The sequence below is a fragment of the Emticicia fontis genome (assembly GCF_054779675.1).
This window is the reverse complement of the sequence record NZ_BAAGXU010000066.1, coordinates 319,169-341,962: the sequence shown is the minus strand read 5'-3', so window position 1 is coordinate 341,962 and position 22,794 is coordinate 319,169. Positions and strand designations below refer to the sequence as shown.

18 protein-coding genes are annotated in these 22,794 nt (G+C 38.5%); 7 read left to right on the top strand and 11 right to left on the bottom strand.

The window, feature by feature from the left end; genetic code table 11:
• Positions 1 to 8: 8 nt before the first annotated feature.
• Together ACYVFA_RS26850 and ACYVFA_RS26845 are read left to right on the top strand one after the other, a co-directional pair.
• A complete protein-coding gene (locus tag ACYVFA_RS26850; RefSeq protein WP_460474951.1) occupies positions 9 to 887 on the top strand; it encodes a complement C1q domain-containing protein in 879 nt (292 codons plus the stop codon).
• A gap of 2 nt (positions 888 to 889) precedes the next feature.
• Positions 890 to 1,786, top strand: coding sequence for a hypothetical protein (locus tag ACYVFA_RS26845; RefSeq protein ID WP_460474950.1), 897 nt, complete (start codon positions 890 to 892; stop codon positions 1,784 to 1,786).
• Positions 1,787 to 1,832: 46 nt separating this feature from the next.
• Here the strand turns inward: ACYVFA_RS26845 and ACYVFA_RS26840 are convergent, their stop codons facing one another.
• Positions 1,833 to 2,456, bottom strand: a complete 624-nt coding sequence (locus ACYVFA_RS26840; RefSeq protein ID WP_460474949.1) for a beta/alpha barrel domain-containing protein — start codon at positions 2,454 to 2,456, stop codon at positions 1,833 to 1,835.
• A gap of 172 nt (positions 2,457 to 2,628) precedes the next feature.
• Between ACYVFA_RS26840 and ACYVFA_RS26835 the strand changes: the two genes are divergently transcribed.
• From ACYVFA_RS26835 to ACYVFA_RS26825, 3 genes are all read left to right on the top strand, one after another.
• Entirely contained in the window at positions 2,629 to 3,519 is an 891-nt protein-coding gene (locus ACYVFA_RS26835; protein ID WP_460474948.1) for a helix-turn-helix domain-containing protein, read from the top strand.
• 161 nt (positions 3,520 to 3,680) lie between these two features.
• Complete coding sequence (locus ACYVFA_RS26830) at positions 3,681 to 3,812, top strand: hypothetical protein (RefSeq protein WP_460474947.1); 132 nt, start codon at positions 3,681 to 3,683, stop codon at positions 3,810 to 3,812.
• Positions 3,813 to 3,862: 50 nt separating this feature from the next.
• The gene (locus ACYVFA_RS26825; RefSeq protein WP_460474946.1) at positions 3,863 to 6,298 is read left to right on the top strand and encodes a TonB-dependent receptor; all 2,436 of its coding nucleotides are present in this window, start codon (positions 3,863 to 3,865) and stop codon (positions 6,296 to 6,298) included.
• A gap of 44 nt (positions 6,299 to 6,342) precedes the next feature.
• Here the strand turns inward: ACYVFA_RS26825 and ACYVFA_RS26820 are convergent, their stop codons facing one another.
• From ACYVFA_RS26820 to ACYVFA_RS26795, 6 genes are all read right to left on the bottom strand, one after another.
• Entirely contained in the window at positions 6,343 to 7,788 is a 1,446-nt protein-coding gene (locus ACYVFA_RS26820; protein WP_460474945.1) for an efflux transporter outer membrane subunit, read from the bottom strand.
• Complete coding sequence (locus ACYVFA_RS26815) at positions 7,775 to 10,927, bottom strand: efflux RND transporter permease subunit (RefSeq protein WP_460474944.1); 3,153 nt, start codon at positions 10,925 to 10,927, stop codon at positions 7,775 to 7,777. Before ACYVFA_RS26815 ends, ACYVFA_RS26820 begins: the two co-directional genes overlap by 14 nt.
• Before the next feature lie 11 nt (positions 10,928 to 10,938).
• A complete protein-coding gene (locus ACYVFA_RS26810; RefSeq protein WP_460474943.1) occupies positions 10,939 to 12,075 on the bottom strand; it encodes an efflux RND transporter periplasmic adaptor subunit in 1,137 nt (378 codons plus the stop codon).
• Between the two features lie 262 nt (positions 12,076 to 12,337).
• Positions 12,338 to 12,628, bottom strand: coding sequence for a hypothetical protein (locus tag ACYVFA_RS26805; RefSeq protein ID WP_460474942.1), 291 nt, complete (start codon positions 12,626 to 12,628; stop codon positions 12,338 to 12,340).
• A 277-nt stretch (positions 12,629 to 12,905) separates the two neighbouring features.
• Entirely contained in the window at positions 12,906 to 14,561 is a 1,656-nt protein-coding gene (glgP, locus tag ACYVFA_RS26800; RefSeq protein WP_460474941.1) for an alpha-glucan family phosphorylase, read from the bottom strand.
• A gap of 167 nt (positions 14,562 to 14,728) precedes the next feature.
• Positions 14,729 to 15,979 (bottom strand): glutamate-5-semialdehyde dehydrogenase, encoded by a 1,251-nt coding sequence (locus tag ACYVFA_RS26795; protein WP_460474940.1) that lies wholly within the window; start codon positions 15,977 to 15,979, stop codon positions 14,729 to 14,731.
• A gap of 92 nt (positions 15,980 to 16,071) precedes the next feature.
• Here ACYVFA_RS26795 and ACYVFA_RS26790 point away from each other — a divergent pair, with 92 nt between their 5' ends.
• Positions 16,072 to 17,559, top strand: a complete 1,488-nt coding sequence (locus ACYVFA_RS26790; protein WP_460474939.1) for a DUF4301 family protein — start codon at positions 16,072 to 16,074, stop codon at positions 17,557 to 17,559.
• Positions 17,560 to 17,561: 2 nt separating this feature from the next.
• Complete coding sequence (locus ACYVFA_RS26785) at positions 17,562 to 18,656, top strand: phosphotransferase family protein (RefSeq protein WP_460474938.1); 1,095 nt, start codon at positions 17,562 to 17,564, stop codon at positions 18,654 to 18,656.
• A 54-nt stretch (positions 18,657 to 18,710) separates the two neighbouring features.
• Here ACYVFA_RS26785 and ACYVFA_RS26780 read toward each other — a convergent pair whose 3' ends face one another.
• The 4 genes from ACYVFA_RS26780 to yihA all read right to left on the bottom strand — a co-directional run bounded on the left by ACYVFA_RS26780 (position 18,711) and on the right by yihA (position 22,746).
• Positions 18,711 to 20,123, bottom strand: coding sequence for a tetratricopeptide repeat protein (locus ACYVFA_RS26780; protein WP_460474937.1), 1,413 nt, complete (start codon positions 20,121 to 20,123; stop codon positions 18,711 to 18,713).
• Positions 20,124 to 20,380: 257 nt separating this feature from the next.
• A complete protein-coding gene (locus ACYVFA_RS26775; protein WP_460474936.1) occupies positions 20,381 to 21,382 on the bottom strand; it encodes a Rossmann-fold NAD(P)-binding domain-containing protein in 1,002 nt (333 codons plus the stop codon).
• A 177-nt stretch (positions 21,383 to 21,559) separates the two neighbouring features.
• Complete coding sequence (locus ACYVFA_RS26770) at positions 21,560 to 22,027, bottom strand: DUF5606 family protein (protein ID WP_460474935.1); 468 nt, start codon at positions 22,025 to 22,027, stop codon at positions 21,560 to 21,562.
• Positions 22,028 to 22,143: 116 nt separating this feature from the next.
• A complete protein-coding gene (gene yihA / locus ACYVFA_RS26765) occupies positions 22,144 to 22,746 on the bottom strand; it encodes a GTP-binding protein (RefSeq protein WP_460474934.1) in 603 nt (200 codons plus the stop codon).
• Positions 22,747 to 22,794: the final 48 nt, after the last annotated feature.

Below are 22,794 nucleotides of genomic sequence, written 5' to 3'. Positions count from 1 at the left end.
ATAAACTCATGAAAACGAATACTTATTTCTTTTTTATCACACTTTTAATAAGCCAACTCTGTGCCGGGCAGGTTACTACTTTGCCTAATTCTATCGGAATAGGCGCGAATACACTACCTTCCATTCCATTACATATTAATGCCACCAGCGAAGTAGCCCGGTTTCAGGGAACTACTCCATACATAAGTATGTATGATGGGATAATGATCAATGGTTATATTCAGGCCATTAACAACAGTTTCGAAATTGGTTCAAAAAATAATTATGATATTAATTTCTATACCGGAGATGCTCAACGATTAAATATTAACGGTACAAATGGCATAGTTACGGTAAATCAGAAACTTGTAGCACAAAATGGAATAAAACTAACCGGGCCATTGCAGGCTGCCGGAGAGAGTGTTGGTGCCGAAGGCATGGTGTTAGTATCTAAAGGGAATGCTACACCAGCCTGGGAAGAACGAAGAATAGGTTTTGCAGCTTATCTTAGTAATAATATTACATTGACCACAGGAATAGAAGCTGTGATTACAGGATTAACAGAGCATTTTGATGATGGATTTAATTTTAACCCATCTACTGGAGAGTTTACAGTACCCTTAGATGGGGTATATCATTTTGATGTGAATACTTATTTCCTTAGTACTTCAGATTTATCTAATAAACCTGTAAGAGTATCTATGCATAATCATGGGACACTTCTTTATCAATACATCTATTTAGTTGGCTTTTCATCTACATTTACTACAGGAACCAGTTCTGCATTCACGGCTAAACTAAATGCAGGAGATTTGATAACTTTTAGGGTAACTCAGGCATCCGGCATCAATCAAACATTGCTTAACTATTCCAGCACTATTACTATTGCGGGCTATAAAGTCTATTAAACATGAAAAAAATACTTTTCTTCTTACTCTTTATTTCATCTTCTGTTTTAGGGCAAACCTTTACCGCAGAAACAGGTGATATTTATATTGGAGAACCCAAAGGAAATTATTATGGTATTTTCATTATCAAAACAGGGATGTTAAAAAGTACTGATGTGCTTGAGATTTATTCAAATAGTGGCTTTAAGTACACCGCCCGCATTATTAAAATAACAGACCTTGATACACGCGCATTATTAAAAGAGATAAAAAGTGGTCAAAGTGCCTTTATTGATTTTTTTACAGCCGATGACCCCGGTAATTATAACGATGCACTACGTAAAGGGTTTAAAGTTTACCCAAAAGGTGTAAAACCTGACGGTAAGCTGCTTGATATAAACGAAAGTAAAAGGCCTGATTTGTTGGTTACATTAGATAGTAAACCATTTAGAGCGGCGCTCACATATAAAGGCGCTGTACTCTGGCGCAAGGGCGTTAAAAACTATGCCAATAATAAGCCTTATCTTTTATTGCAGTTTGGGTCTGTGATAGCGCCTGATGACCGGATAATCAGCATTCAGATATTTAATCCGAAAGAGATGCCGACAAAATATAGTGTAAAAGATATGGAAGTTAATTTTTCGGGGTCTATAGATGGCAAAAAGGAAAATACAACCATATATGGCTTTGTAAATGGTAAAGCCGACACAGATTTTACTATCGAAATTACCAGATGGCAGATAGTTTCAGATAAAAAAGCGATTATTTCGGGAAAAATATATGGAGAACTCAGAGAAGTGAAAATTTTAGGTATAGCCAAAAAGATAAACAGATTTGAGAATGGTTCTTTCGAAAATATTGAAATAGAAATAATGAACAATCAGCCGGATCTGAAAGAAATGATAAAGGCTGAATATTAAGGGTTAGTAATAGGGGATATAGCTATTTGAAGCGCATTTCGGGTAGCTATTTTATTGTTAGTAAACAAATTCTTTCCACACCAGCCTCGGTCAATCTTAGCATCTCTTCCTCATTAGTCTCAGAAGTAAAAACCTTTAAGCCAACACGATCTGGAGTCAATTGTTTGATTTTTAAAGATTGAGCCAGATTGAGTGCCTGATAAATTTTAATATAATCTGCCCCTGCATCAATGGCATCTTTTATGGCTAGTTGCAGATTAATAAGATCAAAATGGCAAGCATCTATAGCTACCGTAAAAAAAACTTCCTGTTGATGAATAAGCTTCCCCAATTTGGCAAATTCTATTTTTACCCAATTCTTTTGTGTTGAAAACCAGGCAGAAGTATTGAGCATCACTTCAATATCGGTAGCTCCGTCTTTTAAAGCAAGTTCTGTTTCCAGTTGCTTTACTTCGGTGCGTTGATAGCCATTGGGATAACCGATAATTGTTCCAAGCATGGCTGTATTAGCAACTCCCCAATCTCTGCGTAATTTCTTTACCCAGAAAGGAGGCACCACTAAGCCAGCCAGTTTATTCTGCTGAACCTGATGAAGCGCCGCATACATCTCTTCAATGCTGATTTTCGCTTGCATTAATTGGAGTTCGATAAATGGAAATAGATGCTGCATGAGGCAAATATAGAGTATTTGCTGGTATCGGATTCTCTGATTTTAATAAATATATCCCGAATAATGTTTTTTCGCTCTTCATAGAAAATAACCTTTTATCAAAAACTGCCTTACTAAAGACTAAAATAGCTTTTTCTTTGAAGAAAATTATGAAAAAACTATTTGTCACCCAATGATTCATTTATTCAACGAACATACAAATGCGCTTGATGTAATCAGAATAAAACAGAATTCATTGGTTTTTTCTTCTTTGCGTGAATATTATCAGCCTGTAAAATCAGAGGGATTTGCCATTAAATATGTGGTGGAGGGAGTAGAACGATATAAACTCAATAATAAAAGCTACCCCATAGAAACTGGAAAATATTTGCTCACCAATGATACCTATGAGGGGAGTGTTGAAATAGAAGCCAATAGAAATGTAAAAGGCATTTGTATTAATATTAACCCCCAAATGATTGCCGAAGTGCTGGCCAGTAAAAAAAGACCTGATACCGCTTATACAGATAATGAATTAGGTCAATACTTGTCGTCTACTCATTTTTTAGAAAACCAATATTCTGATACCCAAACACAACTGGGGAAATTATTAAGGGTTCTGACCTCCAAAGTATATCAGAGTGATACAACTAAAGACGATATATCTACTGAGTTTTTCTATGCCGTTTCAGAGAAAATTATTGAAGATCAGATTCCGGTTTACACACAATTGCAGGCAATCCCTAGCTTGAAGCCCGATACTAAAAAAGATTTATACAGAAGGCTACAAAGAGGAAAAGACTTTATAGATAATTATTTTACCATATCACTCTCCATCGAAACGATTGCGCAGGAAGCGTGTATGTCTGAATATCATTTTTTCAGATTGTTTAGAATAGTCTTCGGCCTATCACCTAATCAATACCTTATTCAGAAACGTCTGGAATATGGCCGGAAGATTTTGCTGCACGATAGAAATTCTGTTTCTATTGCTGCCATCGAATCCGGCTTCTCTGATATTCATACTTTCAGCAAAGCTTTCAAAAGGCATTTTGGCACATCTCCGTCTCATTTTATTAAGTAAATCTCCGATTTTAAGATAAAGAATGAATTAGTTGATTGAAAGATGAAATCTTGTAATTAGCAGGATTTGACAAATTGGTTTTGAAAACATCGCTTAGCTTTGAGTCTAAAAAATTGCCGATTTTAGGCCAATTAGTATTTAAACACAAACACGTAACAGGTATGAAAAAACAAGAATTGCAACAATTGAAAATGCTCAAGGTCATGACACCAATCCTGATTATAGGCGGTGCGATTGCCATCTTCAAAGCCGGATATGCAACCGGACAATGGCTATATGCTATCACTCATTAATTAACAAACCTCCAATTTTATTAACCTGAATTAAGCACACATACCAGATTATGTTTAAAAAGCTATTACTTTTATTATTGATTACGACTGTATCTAAAGCACAAAACGGTATTATAAAAGGCTCTGTAAAGGGAGATAAAAACGAAGCCATTGTTGGTGCAACCGTTATTTTGTCAAAAAATCAGAAAGGCAGTATTTTGAAATCATCTTTTACAGATCTAGACGGGAGGTTTGAGTTTGATAAGCTAAAATACGATACACTTCAAGTAGAAGTGAGTTATGTAGGCATGAATAAATATGCTTCAAAGAAACTGATTCTAACAGCCCAAAACAGTGCCATAGACTTAGAGAGTATTCCCCTGAGTAATAGCACCAATGAATTGCAGGAAGTGGCCGTGAAAGCCCAGAAAGCTTTTGTTGTACAAAAAATTGACCGGACGGTCATTAATCCTGAAGCTTTAATAAGCAATGCGGGGGTAACTTCTCTGGAAGTATTAGAAAAAGCACCGGGTGTAACCGTTGATGTGAATGGAAATATCTCTTTAAGAGGAAAGGGTGGGGTAGTAGTCTTTGTTGATGACAAACCAACATACCTCTCAGCGGCTGACTTAGCTAACTACCTACGCACCATTCCCTCATCAACCATAGAATCTATTGAGATTATGACCAACCCACCTGCTAAGTATGATGCAGCAGGGAATTCGGGTGTGATTAATATCCGCCTGAAGAAAAATGTAGCCCGAGGAATGAATGGAGGTTTGAACCTTTCTTATGGACAAGGGCGTTTCATGCGTACCAATAATAGCTTCAACTTCAATTATCGAATCAATAAATTCAACTTCTTTTCTAACCTGAGTGTCAATAGGAATAGTAGTTACCAGGATTTAACGATTACCCGTAAATACTTTACACCGGAAGGACAATTGAGTTCTACATTCGTGCAGAACTCGTACATCAGACCTACTAACAGAAGCAATAACCTGAAATTAGGGCTAGATTACTATATATCTAAAAAGACTACAATTGGTGTTGCTTTGAGTGGATTCATCAATCCATCAAGCAAAAATCTGACAAATAAAGCAGTTATCAGAGATGGACAGAATGTAATAACGGGTCTGGTTGATGCCTATAATCCAACAAATACGCTCTTTAAAAATGGTAGTGTAAATCTGAATATGACTCACCAAATGAATACAAAAGGCAAAGAAATATCAGTCAATCTGGATAATATTATGTATAAATCAAAGATTGACCAGAGATTACAAAACAGTAACTTGAATCCTGACGGAAGTTTGATTAATAAAAGTATTCTGGAATCTGACTTGCCATCTGATATTAGTATCAGAGCCGCAAAGGTTGATTATATTAATCCACTCGCCAAGGGTGGGAGAATTGAAGCAGGAGTTAAAACCAGCTTTGTAAAAACTGGAAATATTGCTGATTTTTATGACGTGACTGATAATCAGAAAGTACCAAATTATACTTTCTCCAACAATTTTCAATACAAAGAAAATATCAATGCAGCCTATGTCAATTATTCAAGAGACTTTAAGAAAATTTCAGTTCAGGCTGGTTTGCGTTTAGAGAATACCAATATTGTAGGTAATCAGCTAGGTAATGTAGTGGTGAAAGATTCTTCATTTAAAAGAAATTATACCAGCCTTTTTCCTACTTTTTATACACAATATAGAGTTGATTCAGCATCAAAGCATGTTATTGGTTTGTCAGTGGGCAGACGTATCGATCGTCCTAATTATAAGGATATGAATCCGTTTACTTATCCGATGGATAGATTTACTTACTATGGAGGTAACCCATTCCTGCAACCAACTTTCTCTTATAATGCAGAGTTATCTTATACATTCAATAATTTCCTGACAACTACGCTGCAATACAGCCAATCTAACAATGTGATTTCGGAGACCAACGAGCAGAGAGGAAATATCTATTATAGCCGTCCGGGTAATTTTGCCAAACAGGTGTCATATGGTATTGAAGTAAATGGTACTTTCAGGATACAAAAATGGTGGACACTCCAATTGTACACTTCGTATCTCAATAATAAATTCGAAAGCCCGATTTATACCGAAACTCTCAACGATTCACGTTGGTTCTGGGTAGTTGTGCCAACCAACCAGTTTGTGATTAATAAAAAATGGAGTGCCGAATTAGCAGGATCTTATCAAACTAAAGTATTATCAGGACAGTTTCTGGTTATCCCAATCGGTTCTATCAGAGCGGGAGTATCAACCAAAATAATGAATGATAAAGGTACTTTGAGGCTGAATGTAAACGATATATTCTATACCAATCAGGTGGGTGGCGATATCCGGAATATCAAAAATGCCGCTGCCAGCTGGTTTAGCTATCTGGATACCCGTGTAATAACAATCTCGTTTGCCTATAGATTCAATAAAGGCCAGAACCTGAAAATACGCCAGAATGGTGGTTCAGAAAGTGAGCAACAAAGGGTGAAGGCTTCTTGATAAAAACAAGAAAGGCTGTTCAATCTGATCAGCCTTTCTTGTTTTTAAATCACTGAGCGCCAGCCACCACCTAAGGCTCTATAAAGCCCGATAACGGCATTATATTGGCTCTTTCTTAGATTAATCAGTTCCATTTGTGCCTGTAAAGCATTTTTCTGAGCTGTTACAACTTCCAGATAAGTAGCACTACCAAACTTAAATAAATCTATCGAAGTGGTGATTGAGCTTTTAAGCACATCTACTTCTTTCGATTTTAACTGATGTATTTCGTTGGTATTCTCAATCAGATTCAGATAATTGTATACTTCAGTAAAACTGTTTACAATGGTTCTTTTATAGTTAGTATAAGCTATTTTTTGCTCTGCTTCTGATGCCATCAGATCGGCAATTAATTGGCGTCTGTTTAGTAATGGGGCAAACAAACCACCAGCCACACCATAAGCTAATGAACCCGGATTGAAAAGAACAGCCGCTTTGAAAGCCTGCAAACCCATCGAACCGTTCAGATTAAGCGATGGATAGAAAGCAGCCTTCGCTGAATAAATATCCGCATCGGCCGCTATTAAATCGAACTCTGCCTGTTTAATATCCGGCCTGTTTTCTAATAAAGCCGACGGTATTCCGGTAGATAATTTTGGTGGAACGATACTTTCCCAAGCTATTGTTTTACGCTCAATAGTCTGTGGGAATCTACCTAATAAGAAATTAATCTTATTTTCGTTTTCAATAATTTTCTGTTTTGCTTCTACTTTCAGCGCTTGAGAACTAAGCAATTGGGCGCTCATCAATTCAACTCCTAGCTGATTTCCTTCTCCTGCATGTTTCAACGCTTTTACAATGTCTAAAGCCGATTGTTGCAGTTTAATATTATCTTCTAATATTTTCAGTTCGTTATCCAGAATCAACAGTTGGAAATAAGCATCTGCAATTTCTGATACCATAGACGTAACTACCAGATTCCGACCATGTTCGCTGGCAATAAATCTGGCTGCGGCAGCTTTCTTTTTACTTTTGAGTTTTCCCCATAAATCCACCTCCCATGAAGATTGAAGACCGAGAAAAAAATCAGGGATAACTGGCGATGGTATTTTTTGTTTGTTATCCAGATTAGTAGAAAACCCCGTATCATAATTACCCACCCCATCAATGGTATAATTTCCGAATTTACGTGCGCCCATACTCGCAGCAGCCGATAAATCAGGCATATCAATGCCTTGGGTAAAACGCACACCTGCACGAGCCAGCTCTATATTTTGTAAAGCTATCTGCAAATCGAAATTATTCTTTAAGGCAGTATCTATGAGCGCCATCAGCGCAGGGTCTGCAAAGAAATCCTGCATGCTGGCTAATTGACTAGTGGTTGTGTCGGTTTTGGCACTAAACTGTTGTGGTATGACCACAGATTTATTCTGTGGTAAATTTTGCTTGATTTTGCAACCACCCAAAAAAATGAGACAGACGAGTAAATAAATATATCTATGCTTCAACATACGCTTCCTTGTTAGTTTTTTTCGTGTTTTTCTTTCGTTTTGGCATTCCGGCAAAGATGACGTATAAGCCCGGAATGATGATAACCCCGAAGATGGTTCCGAACAACATACCTCCAGCAGCAGCAGTACCAATGGTTTTGTTACCAATTGCCCCTGCACCAGATGCAGACATAAGCGGAATCAGACCAGCTACGAAAGCAAAAGAGGTCATCAGGATAGGTCTGAAACGGGCTACTGCACCGCCAATGGCTGCCTTAAGCAAAGTCTTGCCCTCTTTCTGTTGCAATACGGCGAATTCGACAATCAGAATGGCATTCTTGCCCAATAGCCCTATGAGCATAACCATGGCTACTTGTGCATAAATATTGTTTTCCAGACCGAATAGGTACAAGAAAAATAAGGAGCCAAATATTCCGACAGGCAATGAGAGAATAACTGGTAATGGAAGCATGAAGCTTTCATACTGGGCTGCCAGAAGCAGATAAACGAACAGGAGACAGATAATAAAAATATATACTACCTGATTGCCCGAAAGTACCTCTTCACGTGTCATCCCAGACCATTCGAAAGTATACCCACGAGGCAATTTTGCCTTAGCTACCTCTTCTACCGCTTTGATGGCATCTCCACTACTATAACCTTTGGCAGCTTCACCATTCAACATGGCTGATACATACATATTATAGCGCGTCAATTGTTCCGGGCCATATACACGCTCAATGCGGCTAAAAATGGCATAAGGTACCATTTCGCCGTTTTTATTCTTAATGCGAAGTTTCATGATGTCTTCTGGCTGGGCACGATATTTCGGATCAGCCTGTATCATTACTTTATACATCTGTCCGAACAAAATGAAGTTGGTGGCATAAAAACTACCAATCAACGATTGCAGATTACTCATAGCAGCATCTACCGAAATCCCTTTCTTAGCAGCCATGTCCTGATCTACATGAATCAGATATTGTGGGAAATTGGGGTTGAAACTCGAAAACACTTCTTTAATTTCAGGGCGTTTTTTGAGTTCCTCTATAAATTCGTCAGCCACTTCTGCTGTTTTTTGCAGATTTCCTGAGCCCGTTTTGTCAAGCATACGCAACTCAAAACCACTGGCATTTCCGAAGCCCGGCACAGCAGGTGGAGGGAAAAACTGTATTTCAGCATCTTTGATATGCTTGGTTTTTTCAACCATTTGCGCAATAATATCGTTGGCATTAGCCTTGCGTTCATCCCATGCTTTCAGGTTGATGGTACTCATTCCAAAGGAAGCTCCTACACCATCAGTCATCATACTAAAACCAGACAAACTGGAGATAGATTCTACTTCCGGCAATGTCTTGGCAATCCTGTCAATTTCATTCATCACCTCTTCTGTACGTTCCAGCGTAGCACCTACGGGTGTAGTAACATTGACATAGATAGTTCCTTGGTCTTCCGTTGGGATAAAACTGGTAGGTAACACCTTACCCACACCCCAGGTACCCACACTAAAGGCAACCAATACAAGTACTGTTACCAGACGTCGATTGGCAATCAATCTTAGCAGGCTTTTATATCTATCAGATAGCTTATCATAGCCTTGGTTGAATTTATCAAAGAAACGGGTCAGCAGATTCTTTTTCTTCACCTCAGTGTGCGGATTTTTAAGCATCAAGGCACAAAGTGCAGGTGTAAGTGTCAAGGCATTTATACCGGAAATAACAATGGAAATGGCCATCGTAACCGAGAATTGCCGATAAAATACCCCTACAGGCCCAGATAAAAATGCCACAGGCACAAACACCGCTGACATTACCAGAGTAATAGCAATAATGGCACTACTTATTTCACCAATTGATTCAATAGTAGCTTCTTTTGGTCCTAAATGTTTTTCTTCCATTTTGGCATGCACACCCTCCACTACTACAATGGCATTATCAACCACGATACCGATAGCTAATACCAAGGCAAAGAGCGTAAGAAGATTAATGGAAAAGCCAAATAATTGCATAAAGGCAAAGGTTCCCACCAGAGAAACAGGCACGGCCAATACAGGAATAAGCGTAGAGCGGAAGTCTTGCAGGAACAGGAATACCACAATAGCCACTAAGATAAAGGCTTCGATAAGGGTCTTAATAACCTCATGAATAGAAGCATCCAGGAAGCGCGAAACGTCGTAGCTGATTGTATACTTCATTCCTGGCGGGAAAGTCGTTTCTTTCAGGAAATTCAGACGAGATTTAATGTTATCAATTACCTCGCTGGCATTAGAGCCCGGTCTTTGTTTCAATACAATAGCCGCCGATGGTTTGCCATTTTCTTTTGATAGTACATCGTAATCTAAGGAGCCAAATTCTAAATCAGCCACATCTTTCAAGCGAAGCAATTCTCCGTTGTCAGATACTTTGATAACGATATTTTCGTATTGCTCTTTTGTGGTCATTTTACCAGTATAGCGCAATACGTATTGCAATGACTGGTGCTGACGGCCTGAGCTCTCACCGATTTTACCGGGGGCGGCCTCTACGTTCTGGGCTTTCAATGCCTGAATAATATCGTCAGCTGAGATTTCATAGGCATCCATTCGCGTTGGTTTCAGCCATACACGCATGGCATACTCACGAGAACCCATAATATCTACAAAACCTACTCCGTCAATCCGTTTAAGCTCAGCTAAAACGTTGATATCGGCAAAGTTGTAAATGAATTTTTCGTCTAAAGAGGTATCATCGCTGATAAGGTTAATGTACATTAACATACTATTCACCTCTTTTTCTGTTGATACCCCGGCTTTGATTACCTCTTCAGGTAACTCGTCCAATACAGTGGTTACCCTGTTCTGCACGTTTACGGCAGCTACATCAGGGTCGGTACCTACTTCAAAATAGACCTGGATAATACTGGTTCCGTCATTACCTGAAACGGAAGTCATATAGGTCATGCCCGGCACACCGTTGATGGCTCTTTCCAAAGGAGTTACTACCGCTTTGGCACATACCTCGGCATTAGCACCCGTATATTTGGTGGTAACAGAAACGGCTGGTGGGGCAATATCGGGATACTGGGTGATTGGGAGGCCAATCATAGCCAAAACCCCTAACAGTACTATAAAAACGGATATAACCAACGATAGTACCGGTCGGTTGATAAAATTTGTAAACATGTTGATAAGGCTTATCTTAGGGCGTTGTTAGCCGCAAATTCTTTCGATATTTCGTTCATTTCCACAAATTGCGGATCTACGGTCATGCCGTCTTTGATATTCTGGATACCTTCATAAATAATCTTGTCATCAGGCGATAAGCCTGAATCTATGATATAAAAATGAGGCATCCGGCTATTGGTAGTGATAGGCTTAGACTTGACTTTATTGCTTTTGTCGATCACATAGACATACATTTTATCCTGAATCTCAAAAGTAGCTTTCTGAGGAATAATCAAAGCATTTTTATATTTTCTTAGCAAGCGAACTCTACCACTGGCACCATGTTTCAGAATCTTCTCCGGGTTGCTAAAACGGGCTCGGAAAGCAATATTTCCTGTACTTTGCTCTATTTCGCCCTCTGTGGTTTCAATTTTTCCTTTAAATGGATGCTCTTCACCATTGGCTAATATCAAAGTTACATTTTTTGATTGCTCTGCATCTGTTTTCAGATTAGCAGCATAGTTGAGATATTCTTTTTCTGAAACATCGAAATACGCAAATACTTCATCGTTTTTAGAGATACTAGTCAACAGCGTACCATCTTCCATCAAACTTCCGGTTTTATTAGGAATACGATTCACAATGCCACTGAAAGGTGCTTTGACCTGTGTATAAGTTAATTGAATTTTAGCGAAGGTTTCGTTGGCCTGTGCTTCTTCTACTTTTGCTTTAGCTAAATCAACTTTATTTTTAGCCATTTCAAACTGGGTGTTTGAAACAACGTTTTTATCAACCAGATACTTGATGTTTTTCAGCTCCAATTCGGCAGCTTTCAGTTCTGTAACTGTGCTTTTCAACGCAGCCGTGGCTTTTACGATATTCTCGTTCAACTCAGGATTATTGATAGTAAACAGAACCTGCCCCTGTTTTACATATTTACCTTCGTCGATATAGATATGATCCAGATATCCCTTGACCCTTGCCCTGATTTCGACATTCTGAACAGCGTTGATTTCTGCTACGTAGTCAACCGGCAAGGTAGTGTCAATGGAGATAGGAGACGTTACAGGAAATTTTTCCATTTCCTGTACCTGCTTTTCATCCTTATTAGAGGAGCAGGACGATGCCAATAATAGCATCGACAATGAGAGGGTAAGATTTTTCATAAAATAGTTTCTTTGGTGATTCGTAAAAGAAAGACTGTCAAGGTCTTAGATTAAATTTATTCTTAATAAATTCTTAATCCAAGTAATTCTTCGAAAGTCAAATTCTTTTATTGGAATCGTACAATGATAGATACAGCAGTAACCGACAAAGGCATTGCTAATTAAAAAAACAACATTTTACACGAGAAGCTATTGGGGTATTTAAAAGAATAATCTGACAGCAAAGAAGACCCTGCTGCGAGAAGAAACTTTTAAAATACACTTAAGCGAGCAAACGCATTTGCTCAGGGGGAGGTGTGTTGAGACCTAAGTACACTTCGGGTACATAGGAGGTGAAAAACATAGCTTCTTTATTGAGTGTACACTCAATAACAACAGGCTTGAACAGACCGGCAGAAAAGCATTCTTCTGCTTCATCAAGACTGAACAATTTGGCTTCCAAAGAACCACTATCCTCAAGACTAATATCCAAACATTGCTCTGTTTTATTGGCAGTCAATTCGTGGATTCTGATACCTTCAGTTACGAATTGTGTGCAAATAAAAGAGAACATCAGTATTAATAAAAAATACGCTTTTGAAGTTAATTTTTTCTTAAGCACTGAGATTTGGTTTTCTTTAGAAAAAGGATAATGAGAGCAAATATAGATATTAACAACTAAAAAATAATCCTAAGTTCAAAAAACAGCGAAATTTCTCTATCAACCCCCTGTTTTAATCGACCAAATTATTAATCGTATACGAATAAAACAACAAAATTACCTTTTGTATAAAAAAAGAGGTTTTACGAACAACAATTCGCAAAACCTCTTAATACATCTGGATTTATATTTATTTATCACTATACACTTTCTCGTAATACTCAGTTGCCATACGGTCTGAATCGAAGAAAGCATTTACATCATTCATACTCTGCAATACCATCTTTTGCCATTCGGCTTGATTATCATAATACATAGGCAGAATTTTATGTTCAAGCATATCCAACATATTACTTATATCAGCATTATCTCTTTCCCATTCAGGATAAGCAGTCGCAACCGGAACTACAAAAGAGTTCTGGTCGCTGGCAAATTCGCATACCCAACCATCAAAGGTTGAGAAATTAAGCGAGGCATTCATAGCAGCCGTCATTCCACTGGTACCAGATGCTTCACGGGTCACAATTGGATTATTTAACCATACATCAGACCCATCTTTCAAGGTTTTTGATAAAGCCAACTCATAACCTGTCAGCACAGCCATATTCGGGAAAAGATGGCTCAAATAATAGAGGTTATTAAAGATACCAATTGCTCCATCATCAAAAGGATAAGGCTTGCCCGCCCAGATAAACTGAATTGGGTAACGGGTATTACGCATGATTCTTTCAAATCTTTCTCTATCACGTGTCAATAGATCAGGACGTTTATAAGCAGCAAAACGTCTGGCCCATACAATCGTTAATGTATCAGGATTAAATAATTTACCACATTGGTCAGCAACTGTTTTAAATAAAACCTGTTTAAGCTCCTTTTTGCGTGTAGTTATTTTCTTGGTATCTGCTTTCTTCCGTGCTTTTTCCAGTTCTTCATCCGCCCAATAGAGGTTATTCTGTGCATTGGTTACATGAGTAATGGGAGCTACGCCACTTTGCCCACTCCACATGGTGCGGGATACATCTCCATGTAGTTTTGAAACAGCATTCGCTTTTTTGCTGAAACGAAGTGCCACCAATGAATGGTTAAAGATATTATCTTTAATGCCAGTAATCTTACGAACTTCATTTAAAGGAATTCCATTAAAGAAATTCATACTCTCCAGCATATGAATGTCATGCTTCTCGTTGCCTGCTTCTTCGGGTGTATGTGTTGTAAATACGATATTTTTCTTAATATCAGCCACTTTGCCCTGTTTCTTGTATAGATGAAATACTCCTGAAACAGCGTGCGCCTCATTGAAATGATAAATATCAGGTTGATAATTGAGTTCGTCCAGCAATTTCATACCACCCAAGCCCAGAATCATACATTGAGCTACCTTAACTGAAGCGTCTTTGTCATATAAATGATAAGACAATGAACGAGCCCAGGCATCGTTCCCTTCTGTATCAGTAGTCAGAAAAAACATAGGTGCAGACCCAAAAGTATCAGGTGTAAGAAAATAAGCGGCAATCCAGACCGGGCGATTCTGAATAGTTATCTGAAAGCGGATACCTGTGTCTTTTATAAAACTATACATCTTCTCACGAAATTGTACAGCCATACTATTGTCGCTATTACGGGTTTGGTCATAATACCCGTATTTCCAAAGTATGCCTACTCCAATCAGATTCTGTTTCAATTGATAGGCACTGCGCATATGTGAGCCAGCCAGAAACCCAAGACCACCCGAATAAGTTTTTAATGATTGATCTATGGCAAATTCCATAGAGAAATAAACAACAGATTTTTTGAATTTTGATGCGTAAGCGTAAGGATGAGCATATGGCTCAGGCAGATTATTCATAAACGATCATAGGTTTGTGTGGCACAAAATAAGAACATTTCTATGGATTAATACTTAAGAGCGATTTTAATATTCTTTTCCTGATTGACAAGAATACTAAACTCGCTCTATCTATAACGCCTTTGAGTAGGCTTTTGTCTTTTTATTAAGAAATTTCTTTCAGGAAATTACCATCTTACCTGCCCGTTGCCGGTTACTACCCATTTCTCAGTGACCAGTTTCTCCAAGGCAAATGGTCCTCTGGCATGAAGTTTTTGGGTAGAAATACCGATTTCGGCACCTAAGCCAAACTGCCCGCCATCTGTAAATCGGGTAGAGGCATTATGATAAACAGCCGCGGCATCCACCTCTCTTAAAAACTGATCAGCCAATGCCTGATTCTCCGTCAGAATAGCTTCTGAATGACGGGACGAATATTCTTGAATATGTGCTAAAGCTTCATCAATACTGCTGACAGTTTTAATAGATATTTTATAATCCAGCCATTCTTTGCCAAAGTCTTCCGGCTTTGCTTCATGTAATTTTTCATAGCCTGCTTGTTTAAAAGCAGTATAAGCCGGTGCATCTGCATATACTTCAACATTCCATTTGTTGAAATCTTCAATCAATAAAGGTAGAAAGTAGGCTATGATAGCTTCATCAACAATGGCGCAATCCAATGAATTACAAACTGATGGGCGAGACACACGGGCGTTGACAATAATGTCTTTGGCTTTTGCCAGATCTGCCGTCTTTTCTACATAGGTATGCACAACCCCTGCACCTGTCTCAATGGTAGGAATCAGTGAGTTCTGGCGAACATATTGTATCAAAGAATCAGAACCTCTCGGAATAATAATATCTACAAAGCGGGTGGCTTTGAGTAATTCTTCTGTAAATTTTCGGTCTGTTGGTAAGAGTAATACTCCTTCTTTAGCCACTCCGGCTTCTTCCAAAGCCTGATGGATCAAACCAACCAGACATTGATTTGAGAAGTTAGCTTCTTTCCCACCTTTCAATACGCAAGCATTACCTGAGCGCAGGCATAGAGAAGCTACATCAATTGTTACATTCGGGCGGGATTCATAGATTACTCCCACAACGCCTATTGGAACGGCTATTTTTTTTATAGTCAATCCATTATTCAGATGATTTTCAAGCAATAATTGTCCTGTTGGGTCGGGCAATAAAGCTACTTCTCTCAACGAATCAGCTAAACCCTGAATACGATTTTCGTTCAATAAGAGTCGATCGTATTTGGGATCAGCTTTATCCATCAGGTCTAAGTCTTTTTTATTTTCAGTCATAATCAACTCTTTCGACTGCTCAATAAGTATAGCCAGTCGATTGAGTAATTGACTTTTTTGTTCATCTGATAAATTTCTGATACCCGCCGATGCCTGTTGCGTTGCCTGAAGAAGAGGAAGAATGCTGTTCATAATAAATCACCCCAAAGTATTGCCTTGATTCTAAATTTTCGTAAAATTACGTCGCAATAATCACAATCAAAAGTATAAATACAACAAGTGATATGTTCATCGAAAAAGACCTTGACAAAATCAAAGTTCGTGGTGCTAGCCTCGAAACTATTGAACAACAGATAGAAAACTTTAAAAAGGGTTTTCCGTATCTGAATGTAATCAAAGCTGCGACCATTGGCGATGGCATTATCGCACTCTCAGATGCTCAGGCGAGCAAATATGCCAAGTATTTTGATAAAAAAGCCAAGAAACTAAGACTACTGAAATTTGTACCTGCCTCAGGTGCAGCTACCCGTATGTTTAAGTCTTTGTTCTCTGCCAAGGATGACGGGAAGCTGGATAAATCGGTAAATGAATTTCTGGAACGTCTGAAAGATTTTGCCTTTTATAATAAACTCACCAAATCTATTGGCTCAGAAACGGCTGATTATCAGGTAATCTTAGACCATTTGTTAACAGATAAAGGCTTAGACTATGGTAATTTGCCTAAAGGCTTGTTGCATTTCCATCAATATGGTAAAAAAGCTCGTACACCCTTAGAAGAACATCTGGTAGAAGGAGCTAAATATGCCAATAGCAAGGGCAAAGTAAGATTACATTTTACGGTTTCTCCAGAGCATAAAAAGAAATTCAAGAAACTGATAAAATCGGTATTGCCCAAATATGAAAAGAAATATGATGTAGAATATAAAATCAGTTTCTCTGAGCAAAAGCCTTCTACAGATACCATTGCAGTAAATATCGATAATACGCCATTCCGTACGGCTGATGATGAATTACTTTTCCGTCCTGCCGGACACGGTGCTTTGCTTGAAAACCTGAATGAGCAAAAGGCAGATATTATTTTTATTAAAAACGTAGACAATGTAGTGCCTGACCGATTAAAAAAGGAGACTATTTTATATAAAAAGGCGCTAGCAGGATTGTTACTTGATTATCAGGAGAAGATATTTTCTTACCTCAAAAAATTATATAATGGTGAGGTAGATGAAGAATTGTTAAAAGAAATTCTTGATTTCCTTGAAACCAAGCTTTGTACATTGCCTCCTGAAGGTTTTGAGAGTTTTTCAGCAGATGCCAAAATGGACTATTGCAAACGCAAACTGAATAGACCGATTCGCTTGTGTGGCATGGTGAAAAACGTAGGTGAGCCCGGTGGTGGACCATTCTGGGCAAAAGACCCTGATAGCTCGGTATCTTTGCAGGTAGTAGAATCGGCGCAGATTGATTTGGGTAATGCGCAACAGAAGGAGATTTTTGATAAAGCTACTCACTTTAACCCGGTTGACCTGATATGTTCTGTAAAGGACTATAAAGGCGAAAAATTTGACTTATTGAATTACCGTGACCCAATGACAGGTTTTATCACACAAAAATCGCAAAGCGGTAAAGATCTGAAAGCACAGGAGCTACCGGGTCTATGGAACGGAGCAATGTCAGACTGGAATACACTTTTTGTAGAGGTTCCACTCATTACTTTTAACCCTGTTAAAACAGTGAATGATTTATTGAGAATCGAGCACCAACCAGCCCGATAAGCATGAGCGCAATTAAAATTGATTCTCCTACAAGTATCAGGCAGGGTGAAGAAATTGATTTGGTAAAGCTGAATGCGTTTTTGCATTCAGCTTTACCTGATTTTGAGCCTATCATCGAAATCGCCCAATTTCCAGGCGGATATTCTAATTTGACCTATTTGTTAAAGACAGTCGGTAAAGCTTACGTTTTACGTAGGCCTCCATTTGGTGCAAAAGACATCAAAGGCGGGCACGATATGGGTCGGGAGTATAAGATACTTAGTGCACTGCAAAACAGCGGTTATCAGAAAATACCCAAGCCTGTTATCTATACCGAAGACGAATCTGTAATGGATTGCCCTTTCTATATTATGGAGCGGGTAGAGGGCATTATTTTGCGGGCAAAAGATGCACCAAAGCTAATGGGAAATATAAGCCCTGAAATGATGCAGAAAATGTCGGAAGCCTTATGTGATAATCTGGTAGAATTGCACGCTATTGATATTGAGATATCAAGTAGAGAGCAACCAGCTTTGATTAATATAGGCAAGCCGGAAGGCTATATTCAAAGGCAGGTAGAGGGGTGGCATAAACGCTATTTAGCCGCACAAACTGACGAGATTACGGCTATGGATAGTCTGGCGAACTGGCTAAAAGCTAATCTCCCGATAGAAGGTAAACCTACGCTGATTCATAATGATTACAAGTATGATAATCTGGTATTGAATGCAGATAACTGGTCGGATATATTAGCCGTCTTAGACTGGGAAATGACAACCGTCGGAGACCCTCTGATGGATTTAGGTACGACCTTATCCTATTGGGCAGAGGCCAACGATGGAATGTTTGAAAAAGGATTTAATTTATCATGGCTTCCGGGAAATCTTACGCGTCAGGAGTTTGCTGAACGCTATGCCGAAAAGAGTGGGAGAGAGGTATCCAATATTCTCTACTTCTACGTTTTTGGCCTTTTCAAGAACTCGGTAGTGATTCAACAAATATATAGTCGATATAAAAAAGGACTAACTAAAGATGAGCGCTTTGCTGATTTGATTTATGGAGTAAAGGCTTTATCGAAGAAAGGTGCTAATTCTCTAGAAAAAGAGAAGATGTTATGATAAGCAGTGTATAAATGAAACGGGGCTTTGAGATATCTCAAAGCCCCGTTTCATTTATTTGTATTGTTCAATGATTCTAAACAATGCCTTCTGTGTATTTAGATTCGGGAAAAAGTCATAAACCTGCGTATGGGCATCATAATTAAGCGTTAAGCCCGATTCCAGATACTGATAAGCTTCGTTGAAGCTACCATCTAAAATAAGATAAACTGCAGCTCTATAATACAAATCGGCATCTTCCGGTATTTCGGTGATAGCGTCATACATAATCTCAAAAGCCTTGGTATATTCTCCGTTTTCAAAGAATAAAAAAGACCAGCTCAACCAGATGTCCGGGTTTTTAGGGTCCAGACCCATTGCAAACCGATACGCTTCGTTGCTTGATAAGAAATTGCCCAGTTTTGCCTCTGTATCTCCTAATAAAAGCCAGTAGTCAGCATTGCTTTCATTAAGCTTAATGGCCTTTTGAGTAAAGTGAATACTTTCGTACCAACGATTTAACTCGTATAATGCTGAGCCCATACCAAACCAGGCTTCTTCCCAGTTTTCATCAAGGTTAACGGCCTCATTATAGTATTTATAAGCTTCTTCGTATTGTTCTAATTTCTCACAGGCTACTCCAAGGTGCGTATAAACCTCGGCAGTAGGTGTCTCATTCTTCAATACATTTAGATAACATTCTTTCGCATCCAGATGGTTTTCCAGATTGATATAAGTATAGGCCAGATTGAACCATCCCGAGGCAAATTTATCGTTGATGGTTACGGCATAATCATACGCATAAGCTGCATCTTTATGATTATTCAGCCTGCCATGTACCATACCCAAGGCAAACCACGCCAGATATGAATAAGGATTGTTATCAACTAAATCCTGAAAATAGGATACGTTTTCTTTTAATTTATTAATTTGCTCTAAGCAAAAAACCAATTCATAAAAAGCTATTTCTTCATTAAACTGATATTTAATGGCCTTTTTATAGAAATGAGCGGCTTCTTCAAACTTCTGCCAGTTCTGGTATGTCTGAGCCAATTGGAAATATACCGACTCTTTCTCTTCCGACATCAATAAGGCTTCTCTCAAATGTTCGATGGCTTCCTCATAGCTACCCATCAGGTTGCAGATAACGCCTCGCATATAAGTGATTTCGTTGTCAGCCGGATTAAAAGTAGCGGCTCTGTCGAGCACTTCCATGGCTTCGTCAAACTGTTCAAAATTAGCATGAATCTGTGCTCGGTCCAGAAGGAGGTCGAGAGAGTAGGGATACTGCTCCAATCCCATCTGACAGGCCTGCATGGCCATGTCCCATTTTCCGGTTAGAAGATAGTACTCAGAGAGTTGTTCATAGGTTTCTTCATCGAAGAAGACCGTTTCTTGGCTTTTGAGCATTCTTTCAAAACGTTCGACACTCGCTTTTACATCTGCGTCATCGAAGTTTTCGAATCTGTCGCTGAATTCGTGTTGCATGTAAGATTACCCAAAGTTTTTTACGATCCTACCGTAGGACGGTAATTATAAGTTATTGCCCGGGTTAGTCTTAATCTTTTATAAACAGCTTTAAATAAAGGATTTAAAGTGTTTTCAATTAAAAATACTCAATCCCGACAAGAATTATGATTCAATATAAGTATTTTTTATCAAATGTCAAGGATTTCTCTTAATAAATTTACTGTAAGGATGAGCCGGTCAAAACCCGGCATTATACGTTAGTTTTACCCAAAAAATCAATGACTCTTTAATAAAAACATACTTACCCGTTGAATGGTTTCGTCGAAATCAGTAAACTTGAAATGGAGTGTCTCACGAATCTTGTCACTTTTATAGACAAACTTCATCAAGGAGTTTTTAGCAGTCTCTTTGGTAATCAACGGTGCTTTTCCTGTAAGAAATGACCTGAACCCTTCTACCCGCCAGATGATTTCTGTAAGTATTGGCGATACCTTTTTGGTAGGCGGTTTTTTATTGAATAATCTGGCCGTTTTTTCGAAGAATTCTTTATAACTCACGGTACCTCCGTTTAAGATAAATCTCTCACCCTCAATATCCGAAGTAGTTAACTGATAAATGGCCTCAATCACATCTTTTACATCTACGTAGTTCATATTACCTTCGCTATAAAACCGATGCTCGTCAAAGGCATATTTAAACAACTGTGTACTACTTTTCGTCCAGTCGCTTTCACCTAATATAACGGAAGGATTTACAATGACAATCGGTAGTCCCTCTGCTTTCCCACGCCATACTTCCAGTTCTGATAAATACTTGGTTTTGGCATAGTGAGAGTTGATAGGGGAGTCTTCCCATTTCTGATCTTCGTCAATAACCGTATCCTTTGCTGTTAGTTTTAAAGGAGTATCTGGTTTACCTAAAGCGGCAATAGAGCTGATATGGCAAAGCTTTTTGATGCCTTTCAAAATACATGCATTTACCACGTTGGCTGTGCCTTCAACGTTTGTCTTATACATCCTGTTTTTGTCTTTCGGAGCATAAGAAACTACCGCCGCTGAATGTACCACAAAGTCTACATTCTCAAAGGCTTTTTCTAAAGAAACAACATCGAGAATATCTCCCTCAACGATGGTTATTTTTGAAGCAATGTCTTTAAGAGCAGTCAAATCACTTTCAGCACGGCACAAGGCTAGTACTTCAAAACCTGCTTCAACAAATTTTTTAGCGGTGGCACTACCCAGCAGCCCGTTAGCACCTGTAATAAGAATACGGTTCATATAATTTTGTGGTGCAAACCTCCCGGTTCGCAATCTGCTACAAATGTAACAGCAAAATGGCTAAAAAAAAGCCTTAAATTCGATTAGTCGAGAAAATCAGACTCTATTTCTTATCAACAAAAATCCCCGACTGAATTTCTGTTCAATCAGGGATTTTCAAGTTATTAAATTAATCTCTTAGGCTTCTGCTTTGGTTTCTTCCGCTACTGGCTCAACAACTTCAGTCGCTTCTTCAGCGGCTGGAGCTATGAAAACTTCCGGTAGATTTTTTGAAAGAACATTATACCAGCCAATGATTTTTTTGATGTCTGACGGATATACTTTATCACGGTCAAAATCAGGAGCTACCGGTGCAAAGAAATCGAAGAACTGGTTGTTTGAAAAGCTTTTATAATTATCCGCCACTGTTTCACCGTGTAATTCACGGATTTTCAGGAAAATATCCGAAAGTGGGATTGATTTGTTCTGGTCTTCGGTATAAATCGAAATATCTTTTAAAACGGATACACGTGCATTGGCACTTACCATTTCACGTTGTTTCTTATCGTCAAGCGTTTCTACAATTACGCCACCACGGCCCGGCTTTAAAATTTTATATAATCCGCTTTTTCCCGAAATGTGGGCGATGTCTCTTAATAATTCCATTTGATAAATAAAGTAAGCTTTATAAGTGGCAATAAATTACCTGTTTGATAAATTGTTGGATAAATTCAGCTGATAGCTTTGCTAATCAACGATTCATACGAATGCAAAATTATAAATTATTTTTTAAAAGACTGATTTAACTCATCAATTGCTTTCAATAATTCCTCACGTCCTATCCTTCTTTCAGAAGATGTAACAAAATAAGGCGGAACCTTGCTCCAGGTTTGTAACATTGTCCTTTTAAATAAATCAATGTTCTGTTCGGCTGTTACTTTACCAACTTTGTCTGCCTTTGTAAATATTAAATAGAAAGGAATGTTTTTTTCTCCTATTGCATCAATAAAGTTAAGGTCAACCATTTGTGGTTCGATTCTTATATCTATCAGTACAAATACGCACATCAGGTTTTCCCTATGTGCCAGATAATCCCAGATCATTTTATCCCATTTTTCACGCTCCGCTTTGGGTGCTTTGGCAAATCCATAACCTGGTAAATCAACCAGAAACCAATTATTATTGATGATAAAGTGATTAATTAATTGGGTCTTCCCCGGTGTCTGCGAAGTTTTGGCTAAGTTTTTATTAGCTGTGAGCATATTAATCAAAGATGATTTGCCGACATTTGACCTTCCTATAAAGGCATATTCAGGCAGCAAAGGCTTGGGGCTTTTGCGATAATCAGAGGCACTTTGAACAAATTTTGCTTCGGTGAGTTTCATGCTATTTCCAGATTCAGGCAATCGTTGACGATTGTATTTTTTCTTCTT

What these genes read in the sequence shown, in the direction of transcription:
- ACYVFA_RS26850 (WP_460474951.1), top strand. Translation starts at nt 9, where the DNA reads ATGAAAACGAATACTTATTTCTTTTTTATCACACTTTTAATAAGCCAA.
- ACYVFA_RS26845 (WP_460474950.1), top strand. Translation starts at nt 890, where the DNA reads ATGAAAAAAATACTTTTCTTCTTACTCTTTATTTCATCTTCTGTTTTA.
- ACYVFA_RS26840 (WP_460474949.1), bottom strand. Translation starts at nt 2,456, where the DNA reads ATGCAGCATCTATTTCCATTTATCGAACTCCAATTAATGCAAGCGAAA.
- ACYVFA_RS26835 (WP_460474948.1), top strand. Translation starts at nt 2,629, where the DNA reads ATGATTCATTTATTCAACGAACATACAAATGCGCTTGATGTAATCAGA.
- ACYVFA_RS26830 (WP_460474947.1), top strand. Translation starts at nt 3,681, where the DNA reads ATGAAAAAACAAGAATTGCAACAATTGAAAATGCTCAAGGTCATGACA.
- ACYVFA_RS26825 (WP_460474946.1), top strand. Translation starts at nt 3,863, where the DNA reads ATGTTTAAAAAGCTATTACTTTTATTATTGATTACGACTGTATCTAAA.
- ACYVFA_RS26820 (WP_460474945.1), bottom strand. Translation starts at nt 7,788, where the DNA reads ATGTTGAAGCATAGATATATTTATTTACTCGTCTGTCTCATTTTTTTG.
- ACYVFA_RS26815 (WP_460474944.1), bottom strand. Translation starts at nt 10,927, where the DNA reads ATGTTTACAAATTTTATCAACCGACCGGTACTATCGTTGGTTATATCC.
- ACYVFA_RS26810 (WP_460474943.1), bottom strand. Translation starts at nt 12,075, where the DNA reads ATGAAAAATCTTACCCTCTCATTGTCGATGCTATTATTGGCATCGTCC.
- ACYVFA_RS26805 (WP_460474942.1), bottom strand. Translation starts at nt 12,628, where the DNA reads ATGTTCTCTTTTATTTGCACACAATTCGTAACTGAAGGTATCAGAATC.
- glgP (WP_460474941.1), bottom strand. Translation starts at nt 14,561, where the DNA reads ATGAATAATCTGCCTGAGCCATATGCTCATCCTTACGCTTACGCATCA.
- ACYVFA_RS26795 (WP_460474940.1), bottom strand. Translation starts at nt 15,979, where the DNA reads ATGAACAGCATTCTTCCTCTTCTTCAGGCAACGCAACAGGCATCGGCG.
- ACYVFA_RS26790 (WP_460474939.1), top strand. Translation starts at nt 16,072, where the DNA reads ATGTTCATCGAAAAAGACCTTGACAAAATCAAAGTTCGTGGTGCTAGC.
- ACYVFA_RS26785 (WP_460474938.1), top strand. Translation starts at nt 17,562, where the DNA reads ATGAGCGCAATTAAAATTGATTCTCCTACAAGTATCAGGCAGGGTGAA.
- ACYVFA_RS26780 (WP_460474937.1), bottom strand. Translation starts at nt 20,123, where the DNA reads ATGCAACACGAATTCAGCGACAGATTCGAAAACTTCGATGACGCAGAT.
- ACYVFA_RS26775 (WP_460474936.1), bottom strand. Translation starts at nt 21,382, where the DNA reads ATGAACCGTATTCTTATTACAGGTGCTAACGGGCTGCTGGGTAGTGCC.
- ACYVFA_RS26770 (WP_460474935.1), bottom strand. Translation starts at nt 22,027, where the DNA reads ATGGAATTATTAAGAGACATCGCCCACATTTCGGGAAAAAGCGGATTA.
- yihA (WP_460474934.1), bottom strand. Translation starts at nt 22,746, where the DNA reads ATGAAACTCACCGAAGCAAAATTTGTTCAAAGTGCCTCTGATTATCGC.